Source organism: Sporosarcina sp. NCCP-2222 (genome assembly GCF_023168145.1).
Classification (GTDB): domain Bacteria; phylum Bacillota; class Bacilli; order Bacillales_A; family Planococcaceae; genus Sporosarcina.
Map to the genome: position 1 here is coordinate 30,653 of NZ_BQYK01000007.1, position 24,439 is coordinate 55,091.

The window sequence follows — 24,439 nt, forward strand, 5'->3', positions numbered from 1 at the left end:
AGGGAGACATCTGCCCCATCCTTTAATTCGAAAGGAGACTGCCAGGCGGCCGCAGCAATCTCTTTCGCATCCCGCTGGATCATCTGCCCTTCATTGCTCGGCTTCAATAAGAAAATCCCCATATTATCACTGATCGCACCATTTAAGACGCCTGTCCGGAAGCCAATCATGCCGACAAGCTCGGTTTCGATTCCCGTTTCTTCCTTCACTTCCCTCACGGCTGCCTGATCCGCCGTTTCGCCGCCTTCCACAAAACCAGCAGGTAGAGACCAGAAACCTTTCAAACCGCCATACGTCTTTTTAACAACGAGCCACTCTCCATTGCTGTTTATTACGAGGCCGGCGGCTCCAAGCCATACATTGCCCCTTGCAGTCATAGGAATACCCCCTTTCTAAAAAAAGCACCTGCCCTGTACTACAGGCAGATGCTCATCATGAACTTATGATATTATAAAAGGTTGAATTTCCCTTTTTTCAATGTGAGGCCTAGACCGCCAATCAAGAACAATGCACGGTTGTCGACCATTTTCTTCATAAACGATGCTTTTTTACCTGTCATCTTCTTGCCAAAAGCAACACCGATTGCATCGTCATCACCAAGGGACGCAATGCTTCCTTTAAGGTCAGGAACAAATTCGGATGTTGATTGTCCTTTTATAAGAGCAACTAGGTTGTTTGCACACATATCACCTTGCTGCATCGCGATTTGTGCAGTTGGAGGATATGGACGGTTCGTTTCTTCATTGATCATCAATGCGCAGTCGCCCACGATGAATACGTCAGCAAAGCCAGGAGCACGAAGATCCTTTTCAACTTTGACACGCGCACGCATGTTTTCAATGCCAGTTTCTTCGATCAAACGGTTACCGCGGACACCTGCTGCCCATACGACTGTTCCCGCTTTGATAAATTCAAATTCTTCTTCGCCTTTTTTGATTTTTACGCCTTCAGGAGTCGCCTCTACAACTGGCGTGCCAATTGAGAATTCAATTCCTTTCGACTTCAATTGACGAACTGCATAATCAACTAGTTCAGGATCGAATCCTGGAAGAACCATAGGTGCCGCTTCTACACAGATAACCCGGACTTTTTCACGCGGTACATCAAACTCTTTGCAAAGTTCTGGTACACGGTTCGCCAATTCACCTAGGAATTCAATCCCAGTGAAACCAGCTCCGCCAACTACGATTGTCAGGCGGCTATCGTCTTTTTCCTCTTCCAATGACCATGTAGCGAATTGGTATTCGATATGCTCACGGATTTGACGTGCTGCTTTAACATTCGCAATGGAAAGAGCATATTTGTCCAAACCAGTAATGCCGAATGTTTCTCCTTCGAAACCTAGTGCGATAACAAGATAGTCATACGCATGCGTACCCACATCAGTTGTAACAACTTTGCCCTTCACGTCGATCGCTTGGACTTCAGCTTTGACGAACTTGACTTTATCTTGGCTGATAACATGCTTTATATCATAACGGACCTGCTCAGGAGATAATGTACCAGCTGCAGCTTCATGCAGCCAAGTCGACTCATAGTGATAATCGTTCTTGTTGATAAGTACGATATCCGCCTCATCAGTTCCAATCGATTTTTGCAAGTTAACGACTGTAGCTAAACCGCCGTAACCCGCACCTAGTACTAAGATTGTCGGTCTTTTCACGAAAATCGAAACCACCTTTGAATTTATTAGCCCGCAAAACGGGAGAGCCCCACTAAAAAAAAGTGTTACACCAGCCGGCTTGCCAGGATAACATACCTGTCAGCCAAATGGTCTAACTTGCAACCGGAGGGTGTGGGGACCCCACATCGATTGAAGTATCACTTTTTGCGCCCGGCCCATAGGAAATCGGTATGTGAGACGATTTTCATAGTCCTGGCATTTGTCCATTTTCGACAAACTTCTATACTTATACTAGCCCTTTTAATAAGCGTTTTCAACACTATAATAAAAATAGTTATGATTTGAAAATACTGAAATAGAGTCAAACTATGCCCCTAGGTATTATAAAAGTGAGTCTCTCTCTATCATTATTAATCGCAAGACTGCGGGGAACCTGCTTTGGATGCAGTTCTAAAGGATGTTCCGCAACCACAGGAAGCTATGGCATTCGGGTTATCGATTGTAAAACCTCCGCCCATCAAAGACTCCTTATAATCCACTTTAGTCCCAGTGAGAATCGGAGCATCTTCTTTCGTAACAAGTACGTTGATGCCGTGCTGTGTGGATAAAATATCTTCATCCGTTTGTTGTTCTGCAAATCCTAATCCGTATGTCAATCCGCTGCAACCGCCTCCATTGACAGAGACACGCAAGAATGAACCTTCATCCCCATTATGCTCCATCATCTTTTTCACCTGAAAAGCAGCCGCTTCTGTTAGTTCAACATATTGAGTCATTTTATTCACCTTCCTGCAAAGTAGTTGCCGATTTATCCGGCATGCCAATAATTTTTTTATCATTTCCCTAATCATATCAAGGTTTTTCGGAGCTGTGCAAATATAGTTGCTTCCAGTTCTAAAGATTTAGGTTATACTATAGATAATAGTACGAAAGGATGGTGCGCCATGGAGATAAATCCTACCTATGAAAAGAAAATTCAGTGCCTTCATTGCAAGGAGAAATTTACTACAACCAAAATCCGTTCTCGTTTCGTGCGCGTCATCAAGCATGAGAGTGACTTCAAACCAATCTACAACAACTCGGATATGCATCCGTTATTTTATAATGTCGCGGTTTGTCCGCATTGTGGTTTTTCATTCACAGAAGATTTCACGCCTTATTTCGGCCCGGGCGTCAAAGAAGAAATTGATCAAACGATCACTTCGCTTTGGAGCGGCCGCTCATTCGGCAGCGAGCGGACAATAGATGAAGCAATCGAGTCTTATAAGCTAGCCTATCTCAGCGCTAGCATCAAAAGGGAAAAATCACTGACGATGGCTGGCATCACGTTGCGGATTGCCTGGTTATACAAAGATAAAGACGACGAGGCTTCCGAGAAAAGATTTAAAGCCATTGCACGCGACCTATACACAGAAGCATACTCAAATGGAGATTTTGCCGGAACTCAAATGTCCGAAACCCGAGTCCTTTATATGATTGCAGAATTGTCCTGGCAAATTGGGGATGAGGAAGAAGCGATACGAAACTTATCTCGTATTATTGAGAGCCAGCGCAATTCGACAGAACCCCATGTCATCCAACTCGCAAAAGATCGTTGGCAGGAGATACGTGAAATGAAAACACAACCATGAAAAAGCGGCCCATTGCACAGGCCGCTTTCTCATTTAGACAATTCCATTAAAATACTTGTTCCACTTCTACAACGCCAGGTACCTCTTCAAGCAATGCGCGCTCAATTCCGGCTTTCAGTGTGATCGTCGAGCTCGGGCAAGTGCCGCAAGCTCCCAATAGACGAAGCTTGACGATGCCATCTTCCACATCGACCAATTCACAGTCGCCGCCATCGCGCAAGAGGAATGGACGCAATTTATTTAAAACTTCTTGTACAGAATCGATCATTGTTGTATCTGTCATGGTATAAGATCTCCCCTTTCATTATACTTATTATAATTAAAGAGCACTGCAAATACAAATTAATAAATTTGTCCGTACTTGAAAGTTCTGGCTCTATCTTAGTTTTTACCGCTTTTTCGTTCGTATGCAGAAAGGAGTAACCTTGGGATTCATTGAATAAACTCGATTAACAAGCGATTAAAACGCTCCCGCTCCTCCCAAAACGGTCCATGTCCACTGTAGTGAAAAGGAATGAGCTGCGAATTGGTGATTCTTCTCTTTACCTCTTGCGCCTGGGAAAAGGGTATCACTTTATCATGAATGCCGTGAATGAGTAACGTCGGAACCTGAATAGCGGCGAGATCTCTTTCCACATTTTCATCACGCAATAAAACGACAACAGCTGCCGTCGACCAACCTGCTGCCTGTATCCCCAGTTGAAAAAACCAATCCGAAAAAGGCTTCGAAATATATTGAAAGAAGAAGCCGTCTGTCACTTCCTGCATTAGTTTGGGGCGGTCGTTTACGGCTTGTGTTAAGTATCGGTTTGCTGTTTCGGCAGAAAAACCTGTCGGCGCGGCTGCGTCGACGAGAACAAGCCGTGATACGCCATAGCCTCGATATCTCGACATATACCTTATGGCAATTGCGCCGCCTGTTGAATGGCCCAAAAGCGTAAAATTTTGAAGCTTGAGTGCCTCGACGACAGCCCGGAGATCATCCGCCAGCCGATCTAATGTATAGCCGTTGAACGGCTTATCTGATAAGCCAAACCCTCTCCAATCTAGACCGATGCAACGAACTCCCATAGCCGGCAGAACATCAAACTGATACTCAAACTGTTTGTGGCTTAACGGCCAGCCATGGATGAACAATATCGTTTGTTCAGCTTCGGGGTTCAGGTCTTCTACAAACAAGTTCACTCCCCGATCCACATTGACGTAATACCCGATATAAATTCCTCCCTATTACGTTGTCATCCTAGGCTATTCCATATCAACTGGACATATGTGCATACCAGCAATTGAACCCTTCGATTTCACTGAAACAGTTTATGAACTCCGAACCGGAAAATAGTTTGCTAAAATCTCATATCTTTCTTATCATAAAGATAGAAGATTTGTTAACAGATTGGAGGGAACTGTGTTATGGGGGAAAGATCAGTGAGAATAGAAATTTATGGAGCGGATGTCGTCTGTGCAAGCTGTGTCAACGCACCTTCGTCAAAGGATACATATGAATGGTTGCAGGCAGCCATTGACCGGAAATATCCCGGACATCCGTATCGCATCGAATACATCGATATTGAATCGGATATTACGGATGAGGCTCAAAAATTGGTTGCCGAGCAAGTGTTGAACGATGAATACTTCTACCCGCTCGTCATGGTAGAGGGAGAAGTGGTCGGTGAAGGCTATATTCAATTAAAGCCGGTCTTTACCGAACTTGAGAAACACGGCTTTGTACCGCAAAGCTGATCGATATGGAGTGAAAATAAAAGGGATGGAAATCATATAGATTTCTATCCCTTTTGCTTAAACAAGTGCATTTAACTGTTAGTAGACTGAAATATCGTTGATTTCCGTTCCGGGCGGACGCTTTCCGGGGGGGCTTGCCCTCAGCCAAGCGGACAACGAAGGGTTCGCTTTGCCTTAATTTCTGCGAACTTTGCAGAAATTAAGGCATCTGGCTGCTCCTAACGCTTTGCTTTTATTCGCAAGAGCCGTTCTCCGTAACGGCTATCTTCGCGCTGCGCTGATCCCCCAGAAACCGCACGAGCTGAAGACCCTGGACTGAGCGAAGCGAGGGAAGCGACTGAAGCCGTGCCCGCGGAAAGCGTCCGCTCGCAGCGGAAATCAACACTGTTAGATTTATCTCTATTTTTTTTAAAAAAAGTAGACAAACACCAAAGTACAGGGTGTTTGTCTACAGTCTGAAATCCTTCACATGCTGAAGGGATTTTTTATATTAACCATTATGCCATTTGTACATCCAAAGAACACCGGATTTCAATAATCTTGCAATCCGGCCGGTTACGGTCCGGTCGGCTAAGTAGGCGAATCCTTGCTTCTTCCCAAGGGAGCCCATGAATCCTTTTAGTTTGATTTCCGGCATTTCTTTTGGCAACGGCTCGCCGTTCCATTCCATCCGAAGGACACGGACGATTTGCTCGGCCTGTTCCTCTGCAAGCTGAGCGCTCGGCGCATGTGGCAGGGCTGCAATATCTCCAACAACATACACTTCCGTATGACCTGGAACTTGATGATATTGGTTCAACACGACACGGCCCGACCGATTCTTTTCCACTTCTAGATTTTCGATTAATCCAGCTGGTTTAATGCCGGCTGTCCAAACGACAGCATCGACTTCAATCTTATCTTCGTGGTTGTAGAGTGCGTTTGGCTCTACTTTTGTAATGTTCGAATTAGAAACAACTTCGACGTCATGCTTGATGAACCAATCCTTCACATAGTTACTGAGCCGCTCAGGAAAGTCCTTCAAAATTCGGGATCCACGATCGAACAGCTTGATTTTCAAATCGGGACGGCTCTCGCGCAGCTCGCTCGCCAATTCAATACCGCTAAGCCCTGCGCCCACGATGCCAACTGTAGCGCCACCACCGAGGCCTAGCAGCTTTTTGTACGTAACTCTGGACTTTCCGATAGTTTGGATGCTGTACGTGTTCTCAGAGGCTCCTGGAACGTCATGATAGTTATCCTCGCAGCCAAGACCGATCACCAACTGATCGTAAGGGATTTCCTTGCCATCCTGTAAAAGAACTAGCTTTTCAGCAAGTTCGATATCCTCGATTTCCCCTTCTACTACACGCAACCGATCATGCACAGGCAATGCAACTCGTATTTCAGAGTCTGGTACTGTGCCTGCAGCCAAAGCGTAGAACTCTGTCTTTAAACTATGAAATGGCGTGCGGTCCACTAGTGTAATTTCAATGTCGTCAGGAAGTTCTTTATTCAAAAGACGGAGCAAGATGCGCATGTTTCCATACCCTGCACCTAATAAGACAAGTTTTTTCATAGTATTCTCCTTCGTCTAACAGTTTCCGTTATTTTTCCACCCTATTATATCAGTTTGTGATAACTTTCACAATAAGACTTGAAAATTGACGCCGTTCGGAAAAAAGAGTAGGATGCCATTTAGGTGAGGTGATCGTCGTGAATCCGATAGTCGAATTTTGCATGAGCAATCTTGCAAACGGTTCACAAAAAACATTGGAAGCGTTAGAAAGGGATCCAAACATAGATGTATTGGAATATGGCTGTCTCAGTTATTGCACTGCCTGTGCGGACTCGCTTTACGCCCTCGTGAATGGGGAAATCGTGAAAGCAGAAACACCAGATGAATTGACAGAGAAAATCTATCAATTCATAGAAGAAAATCCTCTATTTTAATGAACTGATCAGGAAAAAATGCAGGCAATCCAGTTTTCATGGATTGCCTTTTATTTTATCTATGCGTAGTCCTTTATCGGTTCCAATCGGCGAGTGTTGCAAAGAGATGTGTCGGCTGCTTTGCCGCTTGCAGTACAGTTTCACGGCTTGTGACGCCGCCTTCCACGTGAATCGTGTCAATGCCGAAACGAAGGCCCGCTTCGATATCCGTTTCGTAATTATCCCCGATCATCACCATTTCACCCTTTTGATAACCGCCTTGCTGCTGAATAAAATGCAGCATATGCGGCTCTGGTTTGCCTACAATGACCGGAACGACATCTGTTGCAAATTCCATAAGCTTTACGAACGAGCCATTTCCCGGTACAAGTCCGCGTTCCGTCGGAAACGCTTTGTCTCCGTTCGTGGCCACAAATCCCGCACCCGCCCTGATAGCTAGACAGGCTTCCGCCACCACTAATGCAGCGCGCAGTCCTTCCTCTCCGATCATCATGACAGAGGCTCCGTCAAAATGTTCCTTGCAATATGCTGCCGCCGCAATCGCTGATGTCATAATATGGTCCTCTTCTGCCTGAATGCCTAGGGAGGCAAGTTTAGCTTGGAGCTGCCTTGCAGTCATGGACGAGTTATTCGTTACAAAATACGGAGCTGTTCCCCGCCTGCCCAGTGCATCAATGAGCTCGACTGCCTCTGAAATGGCTTCCTTCCCTCGGTACACTGTCCCATCCAAGTCAAAACAGACCGCTTTATACTTGTCCATTCTCAATTACTCCTGCTCCGAAGGTAAAAAAGCGGAGACCGGGCCTAGTTCGTTCTCCAAATAATCACGAACCCTCGGAGGGAATGCAGCCAGTTCCTCGATTGATCCAGATAATACAGTATCCAATGTTCCAATATCCACTTTCGCAAAGTCACGGACAATCATTTTCCGAAGTTCCACAACACGTTTCAACGGTTCAGCCATCTGCGGAGTGATCACTTTTTCATCCTCTAAAATATCGATTATATCCTCATAGCTACCCGGATCCCGCATGATGAAACCGTCAATCATCGAGTTTCCGACGTCAATAATCGATTCGACGATTCCGTGTGACAGTCTTTCTAATGCGAGTACGTGGACTTGATCCTTCTGCCATCCTGCCTCTTGGCGGAATAACTCAAGCAGCTGCTCCATGTAGGTAAGGGTAGCATAAATTTTGTTGCGATCAATGAAATACAATTGGGTCTCCTCCTAAGTAAGCAATTTCATGCTTCCATCATATCACATATCTTATTATACTCTTTTCCATCATTTCGTTGCCAACAGGCTTATCAAAAAGAGGCAAGGAAAAACGCATGTGTAGGTTACACATGCGTTTGCTCATCCGGGGCAGCCTCGACAGGAGCCGGCTTCACTTTCCCGGTCTTTTTTAAAATAAAATAAGCACATCCGAAATTACAGTATTCGTATAAATAATCTTGAACCGTGCTAATTTTGGTTTCATAGGTCGCCTTATTGTTCCGATCCTCAAAAAATCCTTTGAGACGGAGTTGGCCGTATCCCCAATCCCCCAAAATATAATCATACTTTAACAAGACGTCACTGAACCGTGCGTTCAGCGCTTCTTCATTAAAACCATCGCGATACTCTTTAACGAGATCATATGTGTAATTTTCTATCGTAATCAAAGTCACACCACCATTCAGCTTTTCACCGCTGACTCCAATAATTCATCACCAATCCGTTGCTTTTCCTTCGCCGCCGAGTTAACCTGCTCATCTGCATGGTAACTCGAGCGAACAAGCGGCCCTGCTTCACAATGTGAGAAACCTTTTGACATCGCAATTTTCCGCAATTCGCCGAATTCCTGTGGAGTGTAATACTTCTGGACTTTCAAATGCTTTTTCGTCGGCTGCAAATATTGGCCGATCGTCATGATGTCCACTTGATGCGCACGTAGGTCGTCCATCGTCTCGATGATTTCTTCCCACGTTTCTCCAAGTCCTAGCATTAAAGAAGATTTGGTTGGAATATCAGGATACATTTCCTTTGCACGGAGCAAAAGCTCCAGGGAGCGATCATACGTCGCACGTGCACGGACTCTTGGTGTCAATCTCCGAACCGTCTCAATATTGTGGTTCAAAATATCCGGCTTGGCATCCATCAGACGCTTCAAGTTATCATAATCTCCGCCCATATCAGAAGGAAGCACTTCCACTGTCGTGAACGGATTTTTACGCCGGATGGCCCGGATTGTTTCAGCAAAAATGGCAGAACCGCCATCCTTTAAATCGTCACGTGCTACTGCGGTGACCACGACGTGTTTTAAATTCATCAAAGAAACCGAATCCGCGACACGTTCCGGTTCAGCTTGATCCAATTCATTCGGAAGACCCGTTTTCACCGCACAGAAACGGCATGCACGAGTACAGACAGCCCCTAGAATCATAAACGTAGCTGTCCGGCGTTCTCCCCAGCACTCATGGATATTCGGGCAGCGTGCTTCTTCACAAACAGTATGTAAGTTCTTTTCACGCATCAATTTTTTCAAATCTGTATAATTGTCATTCGTGTTCAGCTTGATTTTCAACCAATCCGGTTTACGGACATGTTCATCTCTTTTCTTAACTTCTGGTCTGCATGACAAGACAACCGACTCCAATCTGCTTGACGATATATTCCCTTATATCAGTCAATGTAACATATATTCAGACTTCAAACAACCTCCCGCCGCCTCCAAAACTAAAATAATTCTAAAGCTGTTCGCATGAAATGGAATCTCATTCTTATCACACGTGGCATTCTCTTTTCTTCTATTGGCGGAACGGAAGTACTTTTGTTCATAAGAAAAAGACTGCAGACAAAATCAAGATTTCTTGACTTTGCCTGCAGTCTGGAGCGCCTTTTATCGACGCTGTTTCCATATTAAGCTCGGCTTCTGGATTTCATGATTGCATAGACGACGCTTGCCGCTAAACCACCCCAGATAATGAGGATCCCAACAACCATCATAAAAATTGCATCTCCGCTCATTGTGAATCCTCCTTATCGATTATCATAATCCGTGAATTCTGTCGTTTTCTTATTCCACTTCATTGCAGTGAAAATCAGTGCCATGACAATGGCGAAGATCGCAACTGACCATCCGCCAGCCAAAATGAATCCGTCCGGATAGCCTTCGTAGTTTCCGTTATCCGTGTCATGAAGCTTGTAAATATTTTTACGGAACAAGTCAATCATCATCCAGCCCAAAACGATAGGTGTGATGAAACTTAAACAAATACGCCAGAGCGTTCCAACCCGAATGTCGGATATCTCATTGGCATGGGTCTCGAACACACGAAGTTTACGGAATGCCCAAACAATGAGAATGACTTCAATCAATCCAATAGCTGCTACTCCGAATTGATTGATAAAGTAATCGGCCGTATCAAGCAAATACAGACCGCCATTCGTTGCAAACAGCAAGGAGATCAGAGCGGCTGCCCCCACACCGATGATAACGGACTTGGTACGGGACACATTGAACTTATCGGAAACCCCTGCAATATACGTCTCGCAGATCGAAATAAGTGATGTGAGCCCTGCCAGTACGAGTGACAGGAAGAAGAGTGCTCCGAAGATTCCATTCATCCCCGGCATCTCATTAATGATCTGTGGGAATACGACAAACGCCAAGCCTACACCTGCAGTAGCCACTTCGCCAACTGGCACGTTTGCTTGCGTCGCCATGAATCCTAGTGCCGCAAAAATCCCAATTCCGGCAAGTAATTCAAAAGCGGAGTTCGCGAATCCTGTGATAAATGCATTGTTCGTAATATCCGATTTCTTTGGCAAATAGCTGGAATAAGTAATCATGATAGCGAAGGCGATGGATAAACTGAAAAAGATATGCCCATACGCCGCCACCCAGACGGTTGAATCCGCTAACTTGCTCAAATCAGGTTTAAAGAAAGCTTGCAATCCTACAGCCGCCCCATCGAGCGTGACCGCACGCAGGACAACAAGAAGGAAGACGACGACAAGCGTCGGGATGAAAATACGGTTTGCCAATTCGATCCCTTTCTTGACGCCAGCAAGCAGAATAATGAAGGCGATCGCCCAAACGAGCAGCAATGGAAGTAATACACCTGGAACTATTCCACCGATTTCTCCCGGATTATCCGCGAGATGCAATACGGAGCCGAACAAGAAACCGCCCGTATCATCCCCCCAGGCCATATTGAAGGAATAAATCGTATACTTCATCGCCCACGCGATGATGACAGCGTAGTAAGTCGAGATGACGAATGAAACAAATATCCCCCACCATCCGAGCCACTCCGCTCCTTTTCCGTTCATACGGAAGAATGACAATGGAGCTGAACCACGATACTTGTGGCCGATTGTAAATTCCATGATCAAAATCGGTATGCCGGCAGTCAGTAGTGCGAATAAATAAGGAATGAAAAATGCCCCTCCGCCGTTTTCATACGCTACGTATGGAAAACGCCAGATATTGCCAAGCCCTACCGCGGAACCTACAGCAGCCATGATAAACCCGGCCCTCGAGCCCCATTGCGAACGCTGTTCCATTAAGCTATCCCCTTTCTCTTTTGCTCCTTATCTAAAAGGAGGCAAAGTTATATATATTCAGATTAGTATATAATCTTAGAGATTAGTATATACGTCTAACTGACTATTGTCAAAACATTATTTTATTCGACATTAAATGCATCCATAACAAAAGGGCGATGAAAAATCATCGCCCTTTCACATCTGTCATCTTAGTACCTATATAAGTAAGTCTCTTATGCGGATTGGCCTGTTTTCATTCTTTTACTCTTTGCTGTCCAGACAAAGAACAAGGCTCCGAGTATAACAAGTGACACAATCAGACCAATCCAGACAGAACCGGTCAATCCTAAAACGATATAACCTGCCATACTGATGCTTGCAGCCACCAAAGCATAAGGCAGCTGGGTCGACACATGGTCCATATGGTTGCAACCCGCTCCCGTCGACGACAGGATCGTCGTGTCAGATATAGGAGAACAGTGGTCTCCAAACACAGCACCCGCGAGTACCGCTGACAGTGCTGGCAACAGCAGCTCTGGCTCTGCATTCAGCATGATCGTGCCAGCGATCGGCAACAGGATGCCGAAGGATCCCCATGAAGTGCCGGTGGAAAACGCCATGACACCCGCCAGGACGAACATCAGCACAGGAATGAAACCGACAGGGATATTGGATTTCTCAACGACTCCAGATAAAAATTGGCCAGTTTCCAATACATCGATCAAATCGGTCAAAGCCCAAGCGAACACAAGAATCAAAACAGCCGGCATCATCGCTTTGATACCGCCGATAAACGCTTTTCCAAGCCATTGTATAGACGCAGTCTCGTTATTCTTTAATTGAGCGATATAAGACCAGCCCGCGACAAGCGTTCCAATCGATCCGCCGATCAGCAAGGATTTTGGAACATCGGTATTTTCAAAAATCGACCAGATATTCATCGTTCCGCCTGCCTGATAGCCCGTGTAGATCATCATGCCGAACGCTGCGACGACGAGTGCAATAATTGGCAGTACCAAATCTCTTACCTTGCCATAGGGATGGACAGGAAAATCCTCTTTCAGCTGGCCAGGAATCTCTTTATCGGGGTCGAAGAGCTGGCCCTCGTCCGCTAGTTGCTCATGTTTTTTCATCGTAAAGAAGTCAATGTTTGTCCAAGCGAAGAAGAACACCATCAGCAATGTGATGATTGCATAGAAATTCATCGGTGCCATCAGCATGAAAGCAGATAGCGGCGAGTAGCTCAATGCTGCCGTCGATCCGAGGATCAAAGCCAGCTGGCCGATCAGGAATGCGCCCCAGCTGGAAATTGGGGAGATGACACAGACAGGAGCAGATGTCGAGTCGATGAAATAAGCAAGTTTTGCTCTGGACACTTTGTGCTCGTCCGTAATGGGACGCGCAATTTGTCCAACTGCCAGTGCATTGAAATAATCATCTACAAAGATGAGCACTCCGACAATGACGGTCAGCAATTTGGCACCTCGTTTTGTCTTGATCCGGCGTACGGCCCATTCTGCAAATGCCCTGCTCCCTCCCGAGAGACTGACAAATGCCGTGATCACACCCAGTAATAAAATAAAAAGCATTATGAAAATATTATACGTGTTTAGGGAACCGTCATCCCAAAACGAGACGATCATCCCTTTCCATAAATAGCTGACTGTTTCAGCCGGTGAAAACGAAGCTACCAATAAAGCCGCTGCCACAATCCCGCTTCCTAATGATAATAAGACCCGCTTTGTCACCAACACCATCACAATCGCAATTAGCGGCGGTAAAATCGATACCCAAGTTCCAATCAAGTTGCATTCCTCCATTTCTATGAATCGAGGCCAAGTAGGGGGTAATGAAAAAACCGATACCTTCACACTTTCGTGTATCCGGTATCGGCTATCTACGGTTCGTTTGTTGGATAATTTCATACTATCTAACGTACGATCTGTAGCTCATCATACATTTTAATCATGTATGACAGTGCCATCCCTGTTTGGAATGACCCCAGCTTGAAGGACTTGACAATCCATTCAGCTTCGGCAAAGCTTCCTTTCTAGCACGGTCAACGGTGTCACCCTCTCGTACGCTACTCATAAGCAATGCAGCCTCTACCTAATCGATATTCTTCTAACATGTACTAGCCTAACAAGAATAGATGGCAAAATCAATGGTTAATTATCTTTGCCTCCAGGCTGCAAAGGCACTTCGATTTGCGGCGCATTGCCATCGCCCTTATTGTAAATTTGCGGAATCGGGCTTTGGATCATACCAAACGCAACCGGTATGCGTTGCTCAACAGTTGTGGTACGGGTCGCAAGCGGAACGATGATTTGGACATCCACCTTAACTAGGACATTCAATTCCACGATGGCATTATTGATGCCGAACTCAGTTACCACCGTTTCTACATCCGTGTGCACGCTTCCGACGACATGAAAGCGAATGGGAATTTTCGGCCCGAGATTACCGAGCAGCGGGATGTTCGTCGCTTGCCCAATCGGTACAAAAAAGACAACACCTCCGTGGCTTTCCATTGCTTGAGGGTCGTATTCAATATTTTCATTGAGCGGCAGCATATCCATGTTGCCGCTTTCCGCCATATCGAGATGAGACTCCACTAAACTATGGATTTCCGCCATTGTCTTACTGATAATCTCCGTATCGAACTGTGTCGTAACCATCGCACCCGAATCGTTAGGAATGTTCTTTATAATATCATTGACATTATAAATTTCCGTGGAACGGGATTTGATTGCCTGCGTAATGACATGCGCCGCAATGATTTCCGTCTGAAATTCCGCGTACTGTATGTAAATAGGGGTAAGTCTGGAGTTTATGAAGTAAAGGAAAATGGCAATTGTCAAAAGAAACGCAGGCAAGATGAGAGATATCCATTTACGCTTTTTCTTTTGCTTTTTACTGCCGTAATATTTACGCGGGACTTGACCATAAAATTTCAAAACGACTCCTCCTACATAAATCTATGCAGGCAAGGAGCCGTTCATTCCATCTGTTGACCGCCAGTCCGCTTCTCTTCCAGCCGGCGTTTTCCATACCAGCCGACGACATCGCGGATCAATTCAGGCATAATATACTCCTTTGGCGCATCCTTCAATAACGGGAAGAAGTAGCCAAAGGTGAACATGTCCAGCGTAACTAGCCGATAGATCTTGTCTTCCTCCACTTCCTCATCACTGATGCACAAGGTTCCTTCCTTCATTCGCAGCCGTTCACGGATCATAGCTCCCATCAAGGTGCCGCGAAAGCCAAGTCCTCTCACTTCTGTCCGTGGCAGCTCGATGTTCAGGGAAAGGTCATATAACTCACGCATTTCCTTGCCGCTTATACTAACGATGCACGGGTTGATCGGATGAGGCAGCAGAGCATGCAGATCCCCTTTTGTCACCCACCCATTCTCCAGTCCACCAAGAAAGATACCTGCGTTGAACAATGCACAATCAGCCTCTGTGTAGGCAATCAGCGCGTCTCCGAAGAAAGAAGACAGCTTGCTCGGACCAAACAACTCTTGCGGCATCGACTCAATATTATAAAAGACGTTTTCATCTAGCGTCTTTTTTCCGCGGTCCATCAATCCATTAACCATTGCCGTATCTCCCGGGTCACTGTCCAAAATTTCACAGCGGACGACAGCCGCCTCTTTATGCGTAATACATTTTTTCTCAGTGTCGTATTCGAGCGAGACATGCCCGACATACATCCCGAATTTCCCCGTCGCGGCCAATAAAGTATTCCCAATCCATTCCCCTTCCATAAATAAATGATGGGTATGTGCACCGAGGATGACATCGATTGATTCAAATTCTTCCGCAAGCTTCCGGTCCTCATGGATACCTAGATGGGATAGGCAAATTAGAATATCCGCCTGCCCTTCTATTTCCGCCACGATCTTTCGAAGAGCTGCATGCGGCTCTGTTATCTTCCACCCCAAACGGGAATAAAAAGCCGGATACATCGCCGTTGCGCCGATCACACCGATGCGCACGCCTTCTGCTGTTTCAAAGATGCGATATGGCTTCAGCCACTTGGGATACGACCCGTCCGGCTCCTCCAAATTACAGAGGATCACGTCGAACGCCGCCCCTTCATACAATGTGTTCAATGCATTTTTCGACAACGTAATTCCTTCATTGTTGCCGATTGTCACTGCATCGAACCCCGCACTGTTCAACAGGGCAACATTTCCCTTTCCTCTTGTGCCCTCTGTATAGGGATGGGATCTGTCGATATGATCGCCGATATCGAATACAAAACAAGCATCGCCTTGCAGCTGATGCTTTTCTTTGTTTTCTTTTATATACCGGCTGATTTTAGGCCAGTTATCAAAATGGCTATGAAGATCATTTGTATGGTAAAGATGAATTGAGACAATAGATTCTTTCATTTTAACCCCAGATCCCTTCAATGATCGATCGAATTCCAAAGAGCAATAAAATGACTCGCAGAACAATAACAAGTGTTTCCGAATTCATTTTTTTATTCAGCATCGAACCAATCGTACCACCGATGTACGCACCAGGAATGACGGGAAGTGTATACAGCCAAGGTACATGCCCGAGGGAAATATGCGTGATCGAGTTGACGATAGCCGATAGAAACACCATGAACATCGATGTGCCGACCGCAACATGCGGAGGAAATAAGAAAAGTAAAATCATCGCTGGCACGATCATCGTTCCCCCGCCAATGCCGAAGAGCCCGGACGTAAAGCCGATTACAAACGTGAGCAGCAACGCAAACCAGATCGGATAGCCATATACATGGGTTTCCCCTTTTGGATCAATGAAGATACGTTCCTTCCCATGGTTGACAAACCAATGGATCGGCTTCAAATATTTTCGAGCGAGCAATAAAACAGCCAACACAATAAGCAAAATACCAAAGTATAAATTAAATGATGGCAAGTCGACGTTTTTATTTACAAATGCCCCGATCAAAGTCCCCGGTACCGTACCTACAAAAAAAATGAAGCCGCTTTGATAATCGACCGTCTTTACTTTCATGTGCGATATGGTCGAGGAAAGCCCGTTGAAAATCATCATAATGACGGACAACCCGACAACACTTTGCGGTGTAATGCCTGGAATCCAACCGAGATCAATCCCGACGAGCAACGTTAGGGGTACAAGGATCGTCCCACCGCCTAAGCCGACGATGGATCCGAGTACACCTGCAAGCGCACCGATAATCGCTAATAAAACATATTCCATTACTCTTCTCCTCCAAAGAGGTCCAACTGCTTCGGTGCAGGGCCGGCACTATCAAGCCCTTGCAAGCGTTGAAAACGCTTTGCATTCTCTGCCGCATGCCCTCCGGAATTGTTGTTGAACACGATGAAGACCTGTTCCGACTGTTTTTCAAGTTCAGCAACCGCCGCACCGATTTCCTCCAACTCCTCATCGGAATAATTATAGAGATAACGCACTTTACGCCATTCTTTGCTATCGCCTGTAACGTTACGCCAGCCGCCGACATTCCGGCCATGCATACGGACAAACGTTTTATCGGCCCGGGTTGCGATCGGAACGAACGGAACACTGCCTTCGCCGGCCTGCGGTTCATCGCAAACCGTATGAATCGCCTTCAATTCCCTCAGCAGCTCGATTGTCTTCTCCTTAAATTCGTCTGAATACCAGCTTTGATGTCGGAACTCAATCGCCACATCATAATCCGCCAGTTCTCTGCATATGTATCTAATTTCTTCGACGTGCGCCCGAATGCAATCAAACCACGGCGGAAATTGGACAAGCACCATCGCCAGCTTTCCCGCTTCCTTCAAAGGCCCGATGGATAAACGGAACGCCTGAAACATCTCTTCCGGCGTATCATACGGGATCTTCCCTCTCTGATGTCCTGTCATGCCTTGATACGCCTTGACGATAAATTGAAATGTATCTGGCGTTTCCCTGATCCATTTCAGGATATTCCGCTCCGGCTGAATGGCATAAAAACTCGAATCCAATTCGACAATCGGAAAATGGGTACTGTAATCAATCAATTTCTCTTTGGCATTCGAAGTGGGGCTATAAACATCGGGATGATCTCCCCATCCTGTCAAACCGACTTGAATCAATGCCCTCTCCCCTTTCTAGATTTCGTATAATCCATCATAGCATATGCATAACCGGATGCATTGCTAGTTTGCATTTTGATTCACACTCTCCCTTTATGGAATACCTGTAACCGCCTGAATCCGCCTGCCGGAAGGCATGAGACCAGGGCTATTCCTTTTGATGCAGGAAATTAACTGCGTTTCATCGTATAATGGAACTTCAAGCTGCTAATTTAATGCTTGATTTCATCGCTAAATGCTTTAGTATATACTCTTGTAGTTCTATCGTTTGCAGAATAAGATTGGAAAAAGTTAATTGTTTAATTTGGAGGTTATTATGAATTATAGAATCAGCAACAAAGCAGTATTTGAACAAGCACAGGTACGTTCGGTCTCAGATGTAGTGTTTACAGAGGAAGAACTTCAAAACGGCATGAAGCTGGCAGTGTCTAAAGACGATCCAACTCTCGAGCTGTATTTAATCGAAGTGGACGGGCAGAAAAAGTTTGAAGTGCGTTGGGATGATTCGCAAGAGCTTTTCACGGGCTGGTATACCGCTTGGGAGAACTTTACTTGGTGCCTGAACATAGCAGGTAAGTAACTAAAAAGGAAGAACGAGTCCAAAAAGACCCTGTTCTTCCTTTTTTATTTTTACAACTGTCCTATACGGTTTCTATACTGCTGCTTATTTACACCTTGCTCGGCAAGGTGAGTGTGATGGTCGTCCCTTTTTGAACGGCACTTTTTACTTCAATCGTCCCTTGATGCGCTTCAATCAAGCTTTTGACGATGGCAACTCCCAGGCCTGTCCCCTCAGAAGCCTGCTCGGTCGTAGTCCCCCTGTAGTATCGGTTGAATACATTGCGCAGTGTATCCTCCGTCATGCCGACACCGTCATCCTGGATTGTCAGGACGACTTGTTCCGGCCGTTGTTCGATTGTCGTCACAATATGCACAGACGTTTCATTATGAATGACGGCGTTCATAAATAGATTGTGCAATGCACGTTTCAGCAGCTTTGGATCAAAAGCAACTTGGATTGAACCTTCTGCCAGCAGTTCAAAATGATGATGATGTGCACGCAGATCATTGCTGACCTCTGTGAGCACCTCCCGCGTAAAACTGACGAGATCCTGTGTCGTTTTATGGATCGGAACTGCATGGGAACTATCGAAACGCATGGCAAGCGTTAAGTCTTCTACGAGCTGTTCCATATGCGTACCTTTTTTATCGATTTCATCCACAAAATTATGTTGTTCCTCTTCAGACCACTTATAATCCGGGTTCAGCAATAAAGTAGAATAACCTTTTATATAAGTGAGCGGCGTTTTTAAGTCGTGTGATATACCCGCAATCCAATCACGTTTCGCCTCTTCCACTTCGGCACGTTCTACCCGTGCCCTTTCCAATTGTGCTCGCATGTCCATCAATTGATCAATAACTTCCTGATAGAGCTGATAACGCATTTTGAATTTCCCGTTCTTCTTGCATGTTTTCTCATAGTCACGAAACGAAGCAAAATCTCCTTCGGCCAGCTGTTTAATCCAGCTCATGATCCTGATAAGTGGACTCCCAAAATACCAGCCGAACCACACAATGCTAATGAAGGAAACAATCCCAACGACAACAAGAACGACCCACTCGTAGCCTTCTCCCACTAAACCGTAATGAGGCAGGATTCCTTCCATCGTAATGGGGAGCATCGCGGCTAACAGCAGAATCCAAAGCAAGACTCCAAATAGGAAATGAGTGATAAATCGTCTTTGTATTTTCATGATGGTTTGCCATTCGGAGGAATAAATTTATAGCCGATTCCTCGTAAATTAACTAAGATTCTTGGCTTTCTAGTATCGTCGCCAAGTTTTTTTCGTAGTTTCGCTATATGAATAGTGACCGTTTTCTCTTCCCCGAATACATCCTCACCCCAGACATTTTCGTAAAGCTGGGTCGTTGTGAACACGCGGTTCGGGTGTTTACAAAAGAAATGAAGCAGCTCCAACTCCTTTGCCGTCGTGTCTACCGCTTCCCCTCCCACTGTCAATACGGCTTCATCAGGTGAAAAACTGAAAGCCTCATACTCGTAAACTTTGGGCACAGGGGGAGCCGGCGTTTCATAGACCCTCTGACGGCGTAATATCGCCCGGATTCTGGCTACCACTTCAAGCGGGTTAAACGGCTTTGTAATATAATCATCTCCACCTACACTAAGTCCGGTTAATTTATCAAAATCACTAGAACGGGCGCTAATGAATAGAATCGGAACAGTTGTCAGCTGTCGAATTGCAGAACAAAGCGTAAACCCATCTCCGTCTGGCAGCATAACATCGAGCAAAATTACATCAAAATCATTCACCGTTAACGCCTGCAACGCTTCTTCTTTTGAAGTGGCGGTGACAATTTGCGTAAAATGTTCTTTTCTCAACGTAATTTCCAGCAATTTAATAATCCCGATTTCATCATCCACTACTAAGATTCTTGCATCGTCCGACATGTGATCCCCTCTCTTCTATCTATATCCTACCAAGTTTTTCTTAAAGCACCTATATGAATTTAAAAAGATTACATACTCTTTCCTTCCTGTTTACTTTGTTTTTACTTTCAACTTGTACGATAGAGGTAAGCACTAGACAGGAGGTTCGCTATGACTTATATCATTCAAACACATCAACTGACAAAACGGTTTGCAGCCGATCTGGTGATTGATCACGTCACCATGAAAATTAAAGAAGGAGAAATTTACGGATTCCTCGGTCCCAACGGCGCAGGAAAAACAACAATTATGAAAATGTTATTAAATCTGGTCAAACCGTCATCAGGGGACATATTCATTCAAGGAAATCCTGTCAATCTCATGTCATATCATTATTTGCAAGATATTGGCAGCCTCATTGAGTACCCTATCTTTTATGAGGATTTAACGGCCTATGAAAACCTGCAGATACATTGCACGTATGTTGGCCAGCAGGACGACAGCCATATTGTGAGCGTACTGGATACAGTGGGATTGCGTAATATCGACCGAAAGAAAGTGAAGGAATTTTCGCTTGGAATGCGCCAGCGGCTTGCCATTGCTAGAGCCATTGTAACAAAACCTAAAATCTTGATTTTAGATGAACCAATAAATGGCCTGGATCCAATCGGGATAAAAGAAGTGAGAGAGCTGCTTGTATTATTGAAGCGCCAATATGGAATGACGATACTTATATCTAGCCATATCATCTCAGAAATTGAATCGATTGCAGATACCATTGGCGTTATCGATGATGGAAAGTTAATTGAGGAAATTTCAATGTCTGCCTTGCGTAAGCGGAATCAGCCGACAATTAAAATGGTCGTCAGCAATGTTCAGGAAGCCAAACGCTTGCTCGAAGGGTTTGATCACACGCAAGCCAAAATCATTGATGAGAAAACTGTGCATGTGACCAAGACAAGGGAAACCACTGCAGTATTGACCAAACGGCTTATTTTCCAAGGGGTCGATGTAGAAGAAGTCGTCACCTTCCATGAAACGCTGGAAGAGTACTTTGTCAATCGGATAAATGGAGGGAAAGAACATGTGGCAATTACTTAAACTCGAATGGAGAAAACACCGGATGGCCCGCTATTTTCTAAGCTTCTTTTCATGTATAGTGGGAATCTATGGGTTCGTTATTTTTGCAGCATTAAGTTCGAAAAACGATATAGACAGTGTCATTCCATCATACAATGACTTCTTGACCTTAGTGACGCTACTGACAAACATAACCTTTATCATACTGGGAGGAGTCATACTGTCTCGTGTCATTATTTCCGAGTTCCGAACCAAGACAATCAATGTATTATTCACTTATCCCATTCGGCGAAAAACACTAATGCTGGCTAAGCTGCTGCTTGTTTTTTCGCTGACGGCCGCCGGACTTTTCCTAGGCACATGGATTATGCAGGGTCTCACCTACTTCCTGCAGCCATCTCTCGGACTTTTCGAAGGCACATTTACAATGCGAGAAATGCTGGACACATTCCCTAAAACGTTCACGAATGCAATCATGATGGGGGCAATTGCATTAATCCCTCTCTATTTTGGAATGCGGAAGAAATCAACCTCAGCGACAATTACATCAGCCGTCCTGATTGGATTTTTAATCAATTCGACGGTTTCCAATGGGGGCTCCTCTTTCAGTCTAAGTGATGTAATTATAATACCGCTGATATTCTCTTTGTTAGGCGCAGGAATCGCTTATTTATCCATTCGCAATATTGACCGAAAGGACGTAGTGTAATGATAAAAAAATTAATAATGGTCGTCTTGCTCTTGGCAATCGGCTTAGGGATTTTCATCTTCTTTAAACAACCAACCGAAACAATTACCATCGGGACATACGATGCGGTCCCTACTATTGAAGCAAATCTGCAAATGATGACGATTGAAGTGTCGAGTTCACCTGACGATAAGATTCATGTGGTAGTTGAAGGGAAAAAGGGAGTTGAGGAGCAGTTCTCCATTGATCATGACGAGACCAAACTTCTAGTGAAAGAGAATAATGAGAAGCAGTGGAACGACTTCATCACGATCGGCTCTCAACCAAAAATCATCATGCAAATACCAACGGCGCTTGAGAATTCAGTTTCCATTTCCAACAAGGATGGAGATTCCTATTTAAAAGGCTTGGATGTAAAAACGGTTCAAGTGAAATCATCGACAGGCAGAGTGACCCTTCGAGATATTAATGCTTCAACATCTGAATTGAATTCAACGGATGGAAATGTGACAGTTCATAACAGCGAAATAGAAAATGGCAGCATTTCAACAACTTCCGGCAACGTCAACGTACGGGAGAGTAAGGGCACTACACTTGCCGCACAGTCTGTGGACGGCCAAATTAAACTAACAGAAGCGACAGAACAATCCGATGTCAGACTAAAAAGCAAAACCGGCGACATTCAAGTCATCTATAAAACAGCCCCGTCCTCCTTGAAACTATCAACAAGTGGCGAAATAGTTAAAGTCGAACTGCCAAGTTTTGATCAAAAGACCGGTATTATCGGTAAAGGGACCAATATCCTTTCCATTGAGACGAAAGACGGAATGATCCAAGTTAAGTAGACGTGCGTATGAGGATCTAAAGACCGTGTAGGTACAGGGGCAGGCTATTACTCATATACCTTTAAAAGTTCTTTGTCTACGTAATAAGAAGACAACCTGTGACGTCTATCACCGGGTAAAATGGTTCTATCACCGCTTGAGGCTGTTCTATCACCGAGTAAACCGATTCTATCACCGCCTGTAACTGTTCTATCACCGGGTAAACGGATTCTATCACCGCCTAGAAGAAACGATTCTATTACGGGGTAAATAAATTTGTTTAAAGTATAAGAAGTTCTCCTTATTAAAATACACCCCAACAGGAAAGACTTTACTCTTCCTGTTGGGGTGCATTACTTTTTACATTCACTTGATGAATGGAGGTTCAGTTACTTCTTTATTCTGTACAAATCCATGTTCTTTGATAAAATTCTGATCTATATCTTTGAAATAAAATTCGTGATAGGTATGCAGCGGATTTGTTAGTTCCTCCACATCTACCCCTTTGCTCTTTAGCAATTGATGTGCCGAGAAAATATCATTACATTGCAGATCTAAAACAGCACTGACAGGTAGCTCGTTATCTTCATTGGCTCTGTAACGATTACTTAGTGCCAACTTTGTGTTTTCATTAATTTGAAAAAAACAAGCAACATCTATTTGATCCACAGGGCGTATGCCCAGAATTTCAGAGTACCATTCAGTTGCCTGCTTCAGGTCTTTCACATAATGCCAAATCACAACGTTACCGTTCCACCATCCACTGCTTGCTATATCCATCCTCTCATCCTCCTTATTCATTGAGAATTCTAGACTTGCATAGAAATACCCTTTAAAATTAGTGAAATAGCTCCGTTGCCTGACAATTATAAAAAAACGAGCTACCTATTACCTATCAGGCGGCTCGTTTTAAAGTCTTCTATTTTACTTCAATGTTATACAGAAAAATTTCGTAGTCATCCATTTCGGGGAACGCGATGGAGGAAGCCATGGTAAAATCATATTTTTGCCCGGCTTTCATTGGAGATAAGATTTCTCGGGATGCACCCCCTACGATTTTTCCATCCTTTTTAAATACGATTCCAACATCAACAGACGTGATATCATATTCGCTCTTATTTTCTATATAGCCCTTCACCACGTGGGCTCCATAAAAGTCTTTCTCCACTTCAAGATCCGTCAATGAAATGTCAGAGAATGTGGCCAAAGGCGCCTCTTCGATAATCCAATTTCCTTCTTTTACTTCCAGCTCCACTTTAATTTCCTCAAAGTCTTCGTGTTGAATTGCAGGATAACTCATTACGACAGTTTCTCCTGGACGGATGGTTCTTACAGTACTAGGTTCAGCAATGACTACCCCATTTTCGCCAGTGATCGTCCAATTAATGTGTGCTGATTTTGCCGTATGTTCCTTGTTCGGATTTTTGAAGACTCCCGCCACTTGCAAATAGCCATCTGCGTCCCGTTCATATCCATACTCGACGACTTCCAAGTCTTTTATTTCAACTTCTTGTTTTGTATTCTCATCTGTGTTGCCGCCGGCAGTCCCTACATGACCTTCTGCTTTACTGCTTGATTTGTCATTTCCACATCCAGCCATTAGCAGCAGACAGATTAAACTTAGTGCAAAAATAAACTTTCTCATATGTCCTCCTACTAAATCTCCCTCGGCATATGTCATTCTAGTTGTATTTTGGAGTGTAATTAATGGTCGCAAGTTTACAAAAAAGTACCCTTGCCACAAACGAGATGTGACAAGGGCAAGAGGTGCTTAACCGATGGATCCTTCCATTTCGAACTTGATCAAACGGTTCATTTCAACTGCGTATTCCATCGGCAATTCTTT

At 44.7% G+C, this 24,439-nt stretch carries 29 protein-coding genes and 1 riboswitch; of the genes, 7 read left to right on the top strand and 22 right to left on the bottom strand.

What is annotated here, in order from left to right; translation table 11 throughout:
* The 3 genes from NCCP2222_RS14710 to NCCP2222_RS14720 all read right to left on the bottom strand — a co-directional run.
* A partial coding sequence (locus tag NCCP2222_RS14710; RefSeq protein WP_248513103.1) for an NUDIX domain-containing protein occupies positions 1 to 377 on the bottom strand: 377 nt, incomplete at its 3' end.
* Positions 378 to 448: 71 nt separating this feature from the next.
* The gene (locus NCCP2222_RS14715; RefSeq protein ID WP_248513104.1) at positions 449 to 1,663 is read right to left on the bottom strand and encodes an NAD(P)/FAD-dependent oxidoreductase; all 1,215 of its coding nucleotides are present in this window, start codon (positions 1,661 to 1,663) and stop codon (positions 449 to 451) included.
* Positions 1,664 to 2,034: 371 nt separating this feature from the next.
* Entirely contained in the window at positions 2,035 to 2,400 is a 366-nt protein-coding gene (locus NCCP2222_RS14720) for a HesB/IscA family protein (RefSeq protein WP_248513105.1), read from the bottom strand.
* A gap of 168 nt (positions 2,401 to 2,568) precedes the next feature.
* Here NCCP2222_RS14720 and NCCP2222_RS14725 point away from each other — a divergent pair, with 168 nt between their 5' ends.
* A complete protein-coding gene (locus NCCP2222_RS14725; protein ID WP_248513106.1) occupies positions 2,569 to 3,255 on the top strand; it encodes a DUF2225 domain-containing protein in 687 nt (228 codons plus the stop codon).
* Between the two features lie 46 nt (positions 3,256 to 3,301).
* On the opposite strand, the gene NCCP2222_RS14730 is transcribed toward NCCP2222_RS14725, so the two are convergent.
* Together NCCP2222_RS14730 and NCCP2222_RS14735 are read right to left on the bottom strand one after the other, a co-directional pair.
* Positions 3,302 to 3,538 (bottom strand): NifU family protein, encoded by a 237-nt coding sequence (locus NCCP2222_RS14730; RefSeq protein WP_184212455.1) that lies wholly within the window; start codon positions 3,536 to 3,538, stop codon positions 3,302 to 3,304.
* Positions 3,539 to 3,687: 149 nt separating this feature from the next.
* Entirely contained in the window at positions 3,688 to 4,470 is a 783-nt protein-coding gene (locus NCCP2222_RS14735) for an alpha/beta fold hydrolase (protein ID WP_248513272.1), read from the bottom strand.
* 195 nt (positions 4,471 to 4,665) lie between these two features.
* Here NCCP2222_RS14735 and NCCP2222_RS14740 point away from each other — a divergent pair, with 195 nt between their 5' ends.
* Entirely contained in the window at positions 4,666 to 4,995 is a 330-nt protein-coding gene (locus NCCP2222_RS14740; protein WP_248513107.1) for a YuzD family protein, read from the top strand.
* Between the two features lie 490 nt (positions 4,996 to 5,485).
* Here NCCP2222_RS14740 and NCCP2222_RS14745 read toward each other — a convergent pair whose 3' ends face one another.
* On the bottom strand, positions 5,486 to 6,553 hold the full coding sequence (locus tag NCCP2222_RS14745) for an NAD(P)/FAD-dependent oxidoreductase (protein WP_248513108.1): 1,068 nt from the start codon (positions 6,551 to 6,553) through the stop codon (positions 5,486 to 5,488).
* A gap of 137 nt (positions 6,554 to 6,690) precedes the next feature.
* On the opposite strand from NCCP2222_RS14745, the gene NCCP2222_RS14750 reads away from it, so the two are divergent.
* Complete coding sequence (locus NCCP2222_RS14750; RefSeq protein ID WP_248513109.1) at positions 6,691 to 6,927, top strand: YuzB family protein; 237 nt, start codon at positions 6,691 to 6,693, stop codon at positions 6,925 to 6,927.
* Between the two features lie 73 nt (positions 6,928 to 7,000).
* Here NCCP2222_RS14750 and NCCP2222_RS14755 read toward each other — a convergent pair whose 3' ends face one another.
* From NCCP2222_RS14755 to NCCP2222_RS14805, 11 genes are all read right to left on the bottom strand, one after another.
* Complete coding sequence (locus NCCP2222_RS14755; protein ID WP_248513110.1) at positions 7,001 to 7,687, bottom strand: HAD-IIA family hydrolase; 687 nt, start codon at positions 7,685 to 7,687, stop codon at positions 7,001 to 7,003.
* 6 nt (positions 7,688 to 7,693) lie between these two features.
* Positions 7,694 to 8,146: a DUF86 domain-containing protein gene (locus NCCP2222_RS14760; protein WP_248513111.1), complete on the bottom strand. Its 453-nt coding sequence runs from the start codon at positions 8,144 to 8,146 to the stop codon at positions 7,694 to 7,696.
* A gap of 125 nt (positions 8,147 to 8,271) precedes the next feature.
* Complete coding sequence (locus NCCP2222_RS14765) at positions 8,272 to 8,595, bottom strand: YutD family protein (protein WP_248513112.1); 324 nt, start codon at positions 8,593 to 8,595, stop codon at positions 8,272 to 8,274.
* 14 nt (positions 8,596 to 8,609) lie between these two features.
* Positions 8,610 to 9,554 (bottom strand): lipoyl synthase, encoded by a 945-nt coding sequence (gene lipA, locus NCCP2222_RS14770; RefSeq protein WP_238081023.1) that lies wholly within the window; start codon positions 9,552 to 9,554, stop codon positions 8,610 to 8,612.
* Positions 9,555 to 9,832: 278 nt separating this feature from the next.
* Positions 9,833 to 9,940 carry a methionine/alanine import family NSS transporter small subunit gene (locus NCCP2222_RS14775; protein ID WP_248513113.1) on the bottom strand — a complete coding sequence of 36 codons (108 nt, stop codon included), beginning with the start codon at positions 9,938 to 9,940 and terminating at the stop codon, positions 9,833 to 9,835.
* Positions 9,941 to 9,952: 12 nt separating this feature from the next.
* Positions 9,953 to 11,482: a sodium-dependent transporter gene (locus tag NCCP2222_RS14780; protein ID WP_248513114.1), complete on the bottom strand. Its 1,530-nt coding sequence runs from the start codon at positions 11,480 to 11,482 to the stop codon at positions 9,953 to 9,955.
* 215 nt (positions 11,483 to 11,697) lie between these two features.
* Positions 11,698 to 13,269, bottom strand: a complete 1,572-nt coding sequence (locus NCCP2222_RS14785; RefSeq protein WP_375709193.1) for a Na+/H+ antiporter NhaC family protein — start codon at positions 13,267 to 13,269, stop codon at positions 11,698 to 11,700.
* 132 nt (positions 13,270 to 13,401) lie between these two features.
* Positions 13,402 to 13,580, bottom strand: a riboswitch (Lysine riboswitch).
* 52 nt (positions 13,581 to 13,632) lie between these two features.
* On the bottom strand, positions 13,633 to 14,421 hold the full coding sequence (gene yunB / locus NCCP2222_RS14790; RefSeq protein ID WP_248513115.1) for a sporulation protein YunB: 789 nt from the start codon (positions 14,419 to 14,421) through the stop codon (positions 13,633 to 13,635).
* Positions 14,422 to 14,462: 41 nt separating this feature from the next.
* Positions 14,463 to 15,863 carry a bifunctional metallophosphatase/5'-nucleotidase gene (locus NCCP2222_RS14795; RefSeq protein WP_248513116.1) on the bottom strand — a complete coding sequence of 467 codons (1,401 nt, stop codon included), beginning with the start codon at positions 15,861 to 15,863 and terminating at the stop codon, positions 14,463 to 14,465.
* A 1-nt stretch (position 15,864) separates the two neighbouring features.
* Positions 15,865 to 16,689: a sulfite exporter TauE/SafE family protein gene (locus NCCP2222_RS14800; protein ID WP_248513117.1), complete on the bottom strand. Its 825-nt coding sequence runs from the start codon at positions 16,687 to 16,689 to the stop codon at positions 15,865 to 15,867.
* The gene (locus tag NCCP2222_RS14805) at positions 16,689 to 17,552 is read right to left on the bottom strand and encodes a DUF72 domain-containing protein (protein ID WP_248513118.1); all 864 of its coding nucleotides are present in this window, start codon (positions 17,550 to 17,552) and stop codon (positions 16,689 to 16,691) included. Before NCCP2222_RS14805 ends, NCCP2222_RS14800 begins: the two co-directional genes overlap by 1 nt.
* Positions 17,553 to 17,868: 316 nt before the next feature.
* On the opposite strand from NCCP2222_RS14805, the gene NCCP2222_RS14810 reads away from it, so the two are divergent.
* Entirely contained in the window at positions 17,869 to 18,132 is a 264-nt protein-coding gene (locus NCCP2222_RS14810) for a hypothetical protein (protein ID WP_248513119.1), read from the top strand.
* Positions 18,133 to 18,220: 88 nt separating this feature from the next.
* On the opposite strand, the gene NCCP2222_RS14815 is transcribed toward NCCP2222_RS14810, so the two are convergent.
* Both NCCP2222_RS14815 and NCCP2222_RS14820 read right to left on the bottom strand, forming a co-directional pair.
* Positions 18,221 to 19,306 (bottom strand): sensor histidine kinase, encoded by a 1,086-nt coding sequence (locus NCCP2222_RS14815; protein ID WP_248513120.1) that lies wholly within the window; start codon positions 19,304 to 19,306, stop codon positions 18,221 to 18,223.
* Positions 19,303 to 20,022 carry a response regulator transcription factor gene (locus NCCP2222_RS14820; protein WP_248513121.1) on the bottom strand — a complete coding sequence of 240 codons (720 nt, stop codon included), beginning with the start codon at positions 20,020 to 20,022 and terminating at the stop codon, positions 19,303 to 19,305. The genes NCCP2222_RS14815 and NCCP2222_RS14820 overlap by 4 nt, the downstream gene beginning before the upstream one ends.
* 150 nt (positions 20,023 to 20,172) lie before the next feature.
* On the opposite strand from NCCP2222_RS14820, the gene NCCP2222_RS14825 reads away from it, so the two are divergent.
* Genes NCCP2222_RS14825 through NCCP2222_RS14835 form a run of 3 tightly spaced genes read left to right on the top strand, consistent with a single transcriptional unit; the run spans position 20,173 to position 22,614 of the window.
* Positions 20,173 to 21,102, top strand: coding sequence for an ABC transporter ATP-binding protein (locus NCCP2222_RS14825; RefSeq protein WP_248513122.1), 930 nt, complete (start codon positions 20,173 to 20,175; stop codon positions 21,100 to 21,102).
* Positions 21,086 to 21,790 carry an ABC transporter permease gene (locus NCCP2222_RS14830; protein WP_248513123.1) on the top strand — a complete coding sequence of 235 codons (705 nt, stop codon included), beginning with the start codon at positions 21,086 to 21,088 and terminating at the stop codon, positions 21,788 to 21,790. The genes NCCP2222_RS14825 and NCCP2222_RS14830 overlap by 17 nt, the downstream gene beginning before the upstream one ends.
* Positions 21,790 to 22,614, top strand: coding sequence for a DUF4097 family beta strand repeat-containing protein (locus NCCP2222_RS14835; protein WP_248513124.1), 825 nt, complete (start codon positions 21,790 to 21,792; stop codon positions 22,612 to 22,614). Before NCCP2222_RS14830 ends, NCCP2222_RS14835 begins: the two co-directional genes overlap by 1 nt.
* Positions 22,615 to 22,959: 345 nt before the next feature.
* Here NCCP2222_RS14835 and NCCP2222_RS14840 read toward each other — a convergent pair whose 3' ends face one another.
* The 3 genes from NCCP2222_RS14840 to NCCP2222_RS20885 all read right to left on the bottom strand — a co-directional run.
* Positions 22,960 to 23,373: a VOC family protein gene (locus NCCP2222_RS14840; RefSeq protein ID WP_248513125.1), complete on the bottom strand. Its 414-nt coding sequence runs from the start codon at positions 23,371 to 23,373 to the stop codon at positions 22,960 to 22,962.
* A gap of 139 nt (positions 23,374 to 23,512) precedes the next feature.
* Positions 23,513 to 24,238, bottom strand: coding sequence for an FxLYD domain-containing protein (locus tag NCCP2222_RS14845; RefSeq protein WP_248513126.1), 726 nt, complete (start codon positions 24,236 to 24,238; stop codon positions 23,513 to 23,515).
* A 126-nt stretch (positions 24,239 to 24,364) separates the two neighbouring features.
* Positions 24,365 to 24,439 (bottom strand): hypothetical protein (locus NCCP2222_RS20885; protein WP_375709197.1); only part of this gene is annotated, 75 nt, incomplete at its 5' end.

Coding starts and splice junctions, on each gene's coding strand:
- NCCP2222_RS14720 (WP_248513105.1), bottom strand. CDS start 2,400: ATGACTCAATATGTTGAACTAACAGAAGCGGCTGCTTTTCAGGTGAAA.
- NCCP2222_RS14725 (WP_248513106.1), top strand. CDS start 2,569: ATGGAGATAAATCCTACCTATGAAAAGAAAATTCAGTGCCTTCATTGC.
- NCCP2222_RS14730 (WP_184212455.1), bottom strand. CDS start 3,538: ATGACAGATACAACAATGATCGATTCTGTACAAGAAGTTTTAAATAAA.
- NCCP2222_RS14740 (WP_248513107.1), top strand. CDS start 4,666: ATGGGGGAAAGATCAGTGAGAATAGAAATTTATGGAGCGGATGTCGTC.
- NCCP2222_RS14745 (WP_248513108.1), bottom strand. CDS start 6,553: ATGAAAAAACTTGTCTTATTAGGTGCAGGGTATGGAAACATGCGCATC.
- NCCP2222_RS14755 (WP_248513110.1), bottom strand. CDS start 7,687: ATGGACAAGTATAAAGCGGTCTGTTTTGACTTGGATGGGACAGTGTAC.
- NCCP2222_RS14775 (WP_248513113.1), bottom strand. CDS start 9,940: ATGAGCGGAGATGCAATTTTTATGATGGTTGTTGGGATCCTCATTATC.
- NCCP2222_RS14780 (WP_248513114.1), bottom strand. CDS start 11,482: ATGGAACAGCGTTCGCAATGGGGCTCGAGGGCCGGGTTTATCATGGCT.
- NCCP2222_RS14795 (WP_248513116.1), bottom strand. CDS start 15,863: ATGAAAGAATCTATTGTCTCAATTCATCTTTACCATACAAATGATCTT.
- NCCP2222_RS14800 (WP_248513117.1), bottom strand. CDS start 16,689: ATGGAATATGTTTTATTAGCGATTATCGGTGCGCTTGCAGGTGTACTC.
- NCCP2222_RS14810 (WP_248513119.1), top strand. CDS start 17,869: ATGAATTATAGAATCAGCAACAAAGCAGTATTTGAACAAGCACAGGTA.
- NCCP2222_RS14815 (WP_248513120.1), bottom strand. CDS start 19,306: ATGAAAATACAAAGACGATTTATCACTCATTTCCTATTTGGAGTCTTG.
- NCCP2222_RS14820 (WP_248513121.1), bottom strand. CDS start 20,022: ATGTCGGACGATGCAAGAATCTTAGTAGTGGATGATGAAATCGGGATT.
- NCCP2222_RS14825 (WP_248513122.1), top strand. CDS start 20,173: ATGACTTATATCATTCAAACACATCAACTGACAAAACGGTTTGCAGCC.
- NCCP2222_RS14830 (WP_248513123.1), top strand. CDS start 21,086: ATGTGGCAATTACTTAAACTCGAATGGAGAAAACACCGGATGGCCCGC.
- NCCP2222_RS14835 (WP_248513124.1), top strand. CDS start 21,790: ATGATAAAAAAATTAATAATGGTCGTCTTGCTCTTGGCAATCGGCTTA.
- NCCP2222_RS14840 (WP_248513125.1), bottom strand. CDS start 23,373: ATGGATATAGCAAGCAGTGGATGGTGGAACGGTAACGTTGTGATTTGG.
- NCCP2222_RS14845 (WP_248513126.1), bottom strand. CDS start 24,238: ATGAGAAAGTTTATTTTTGCACTAAGTTTAATCTGTCTGCTGCTAATG.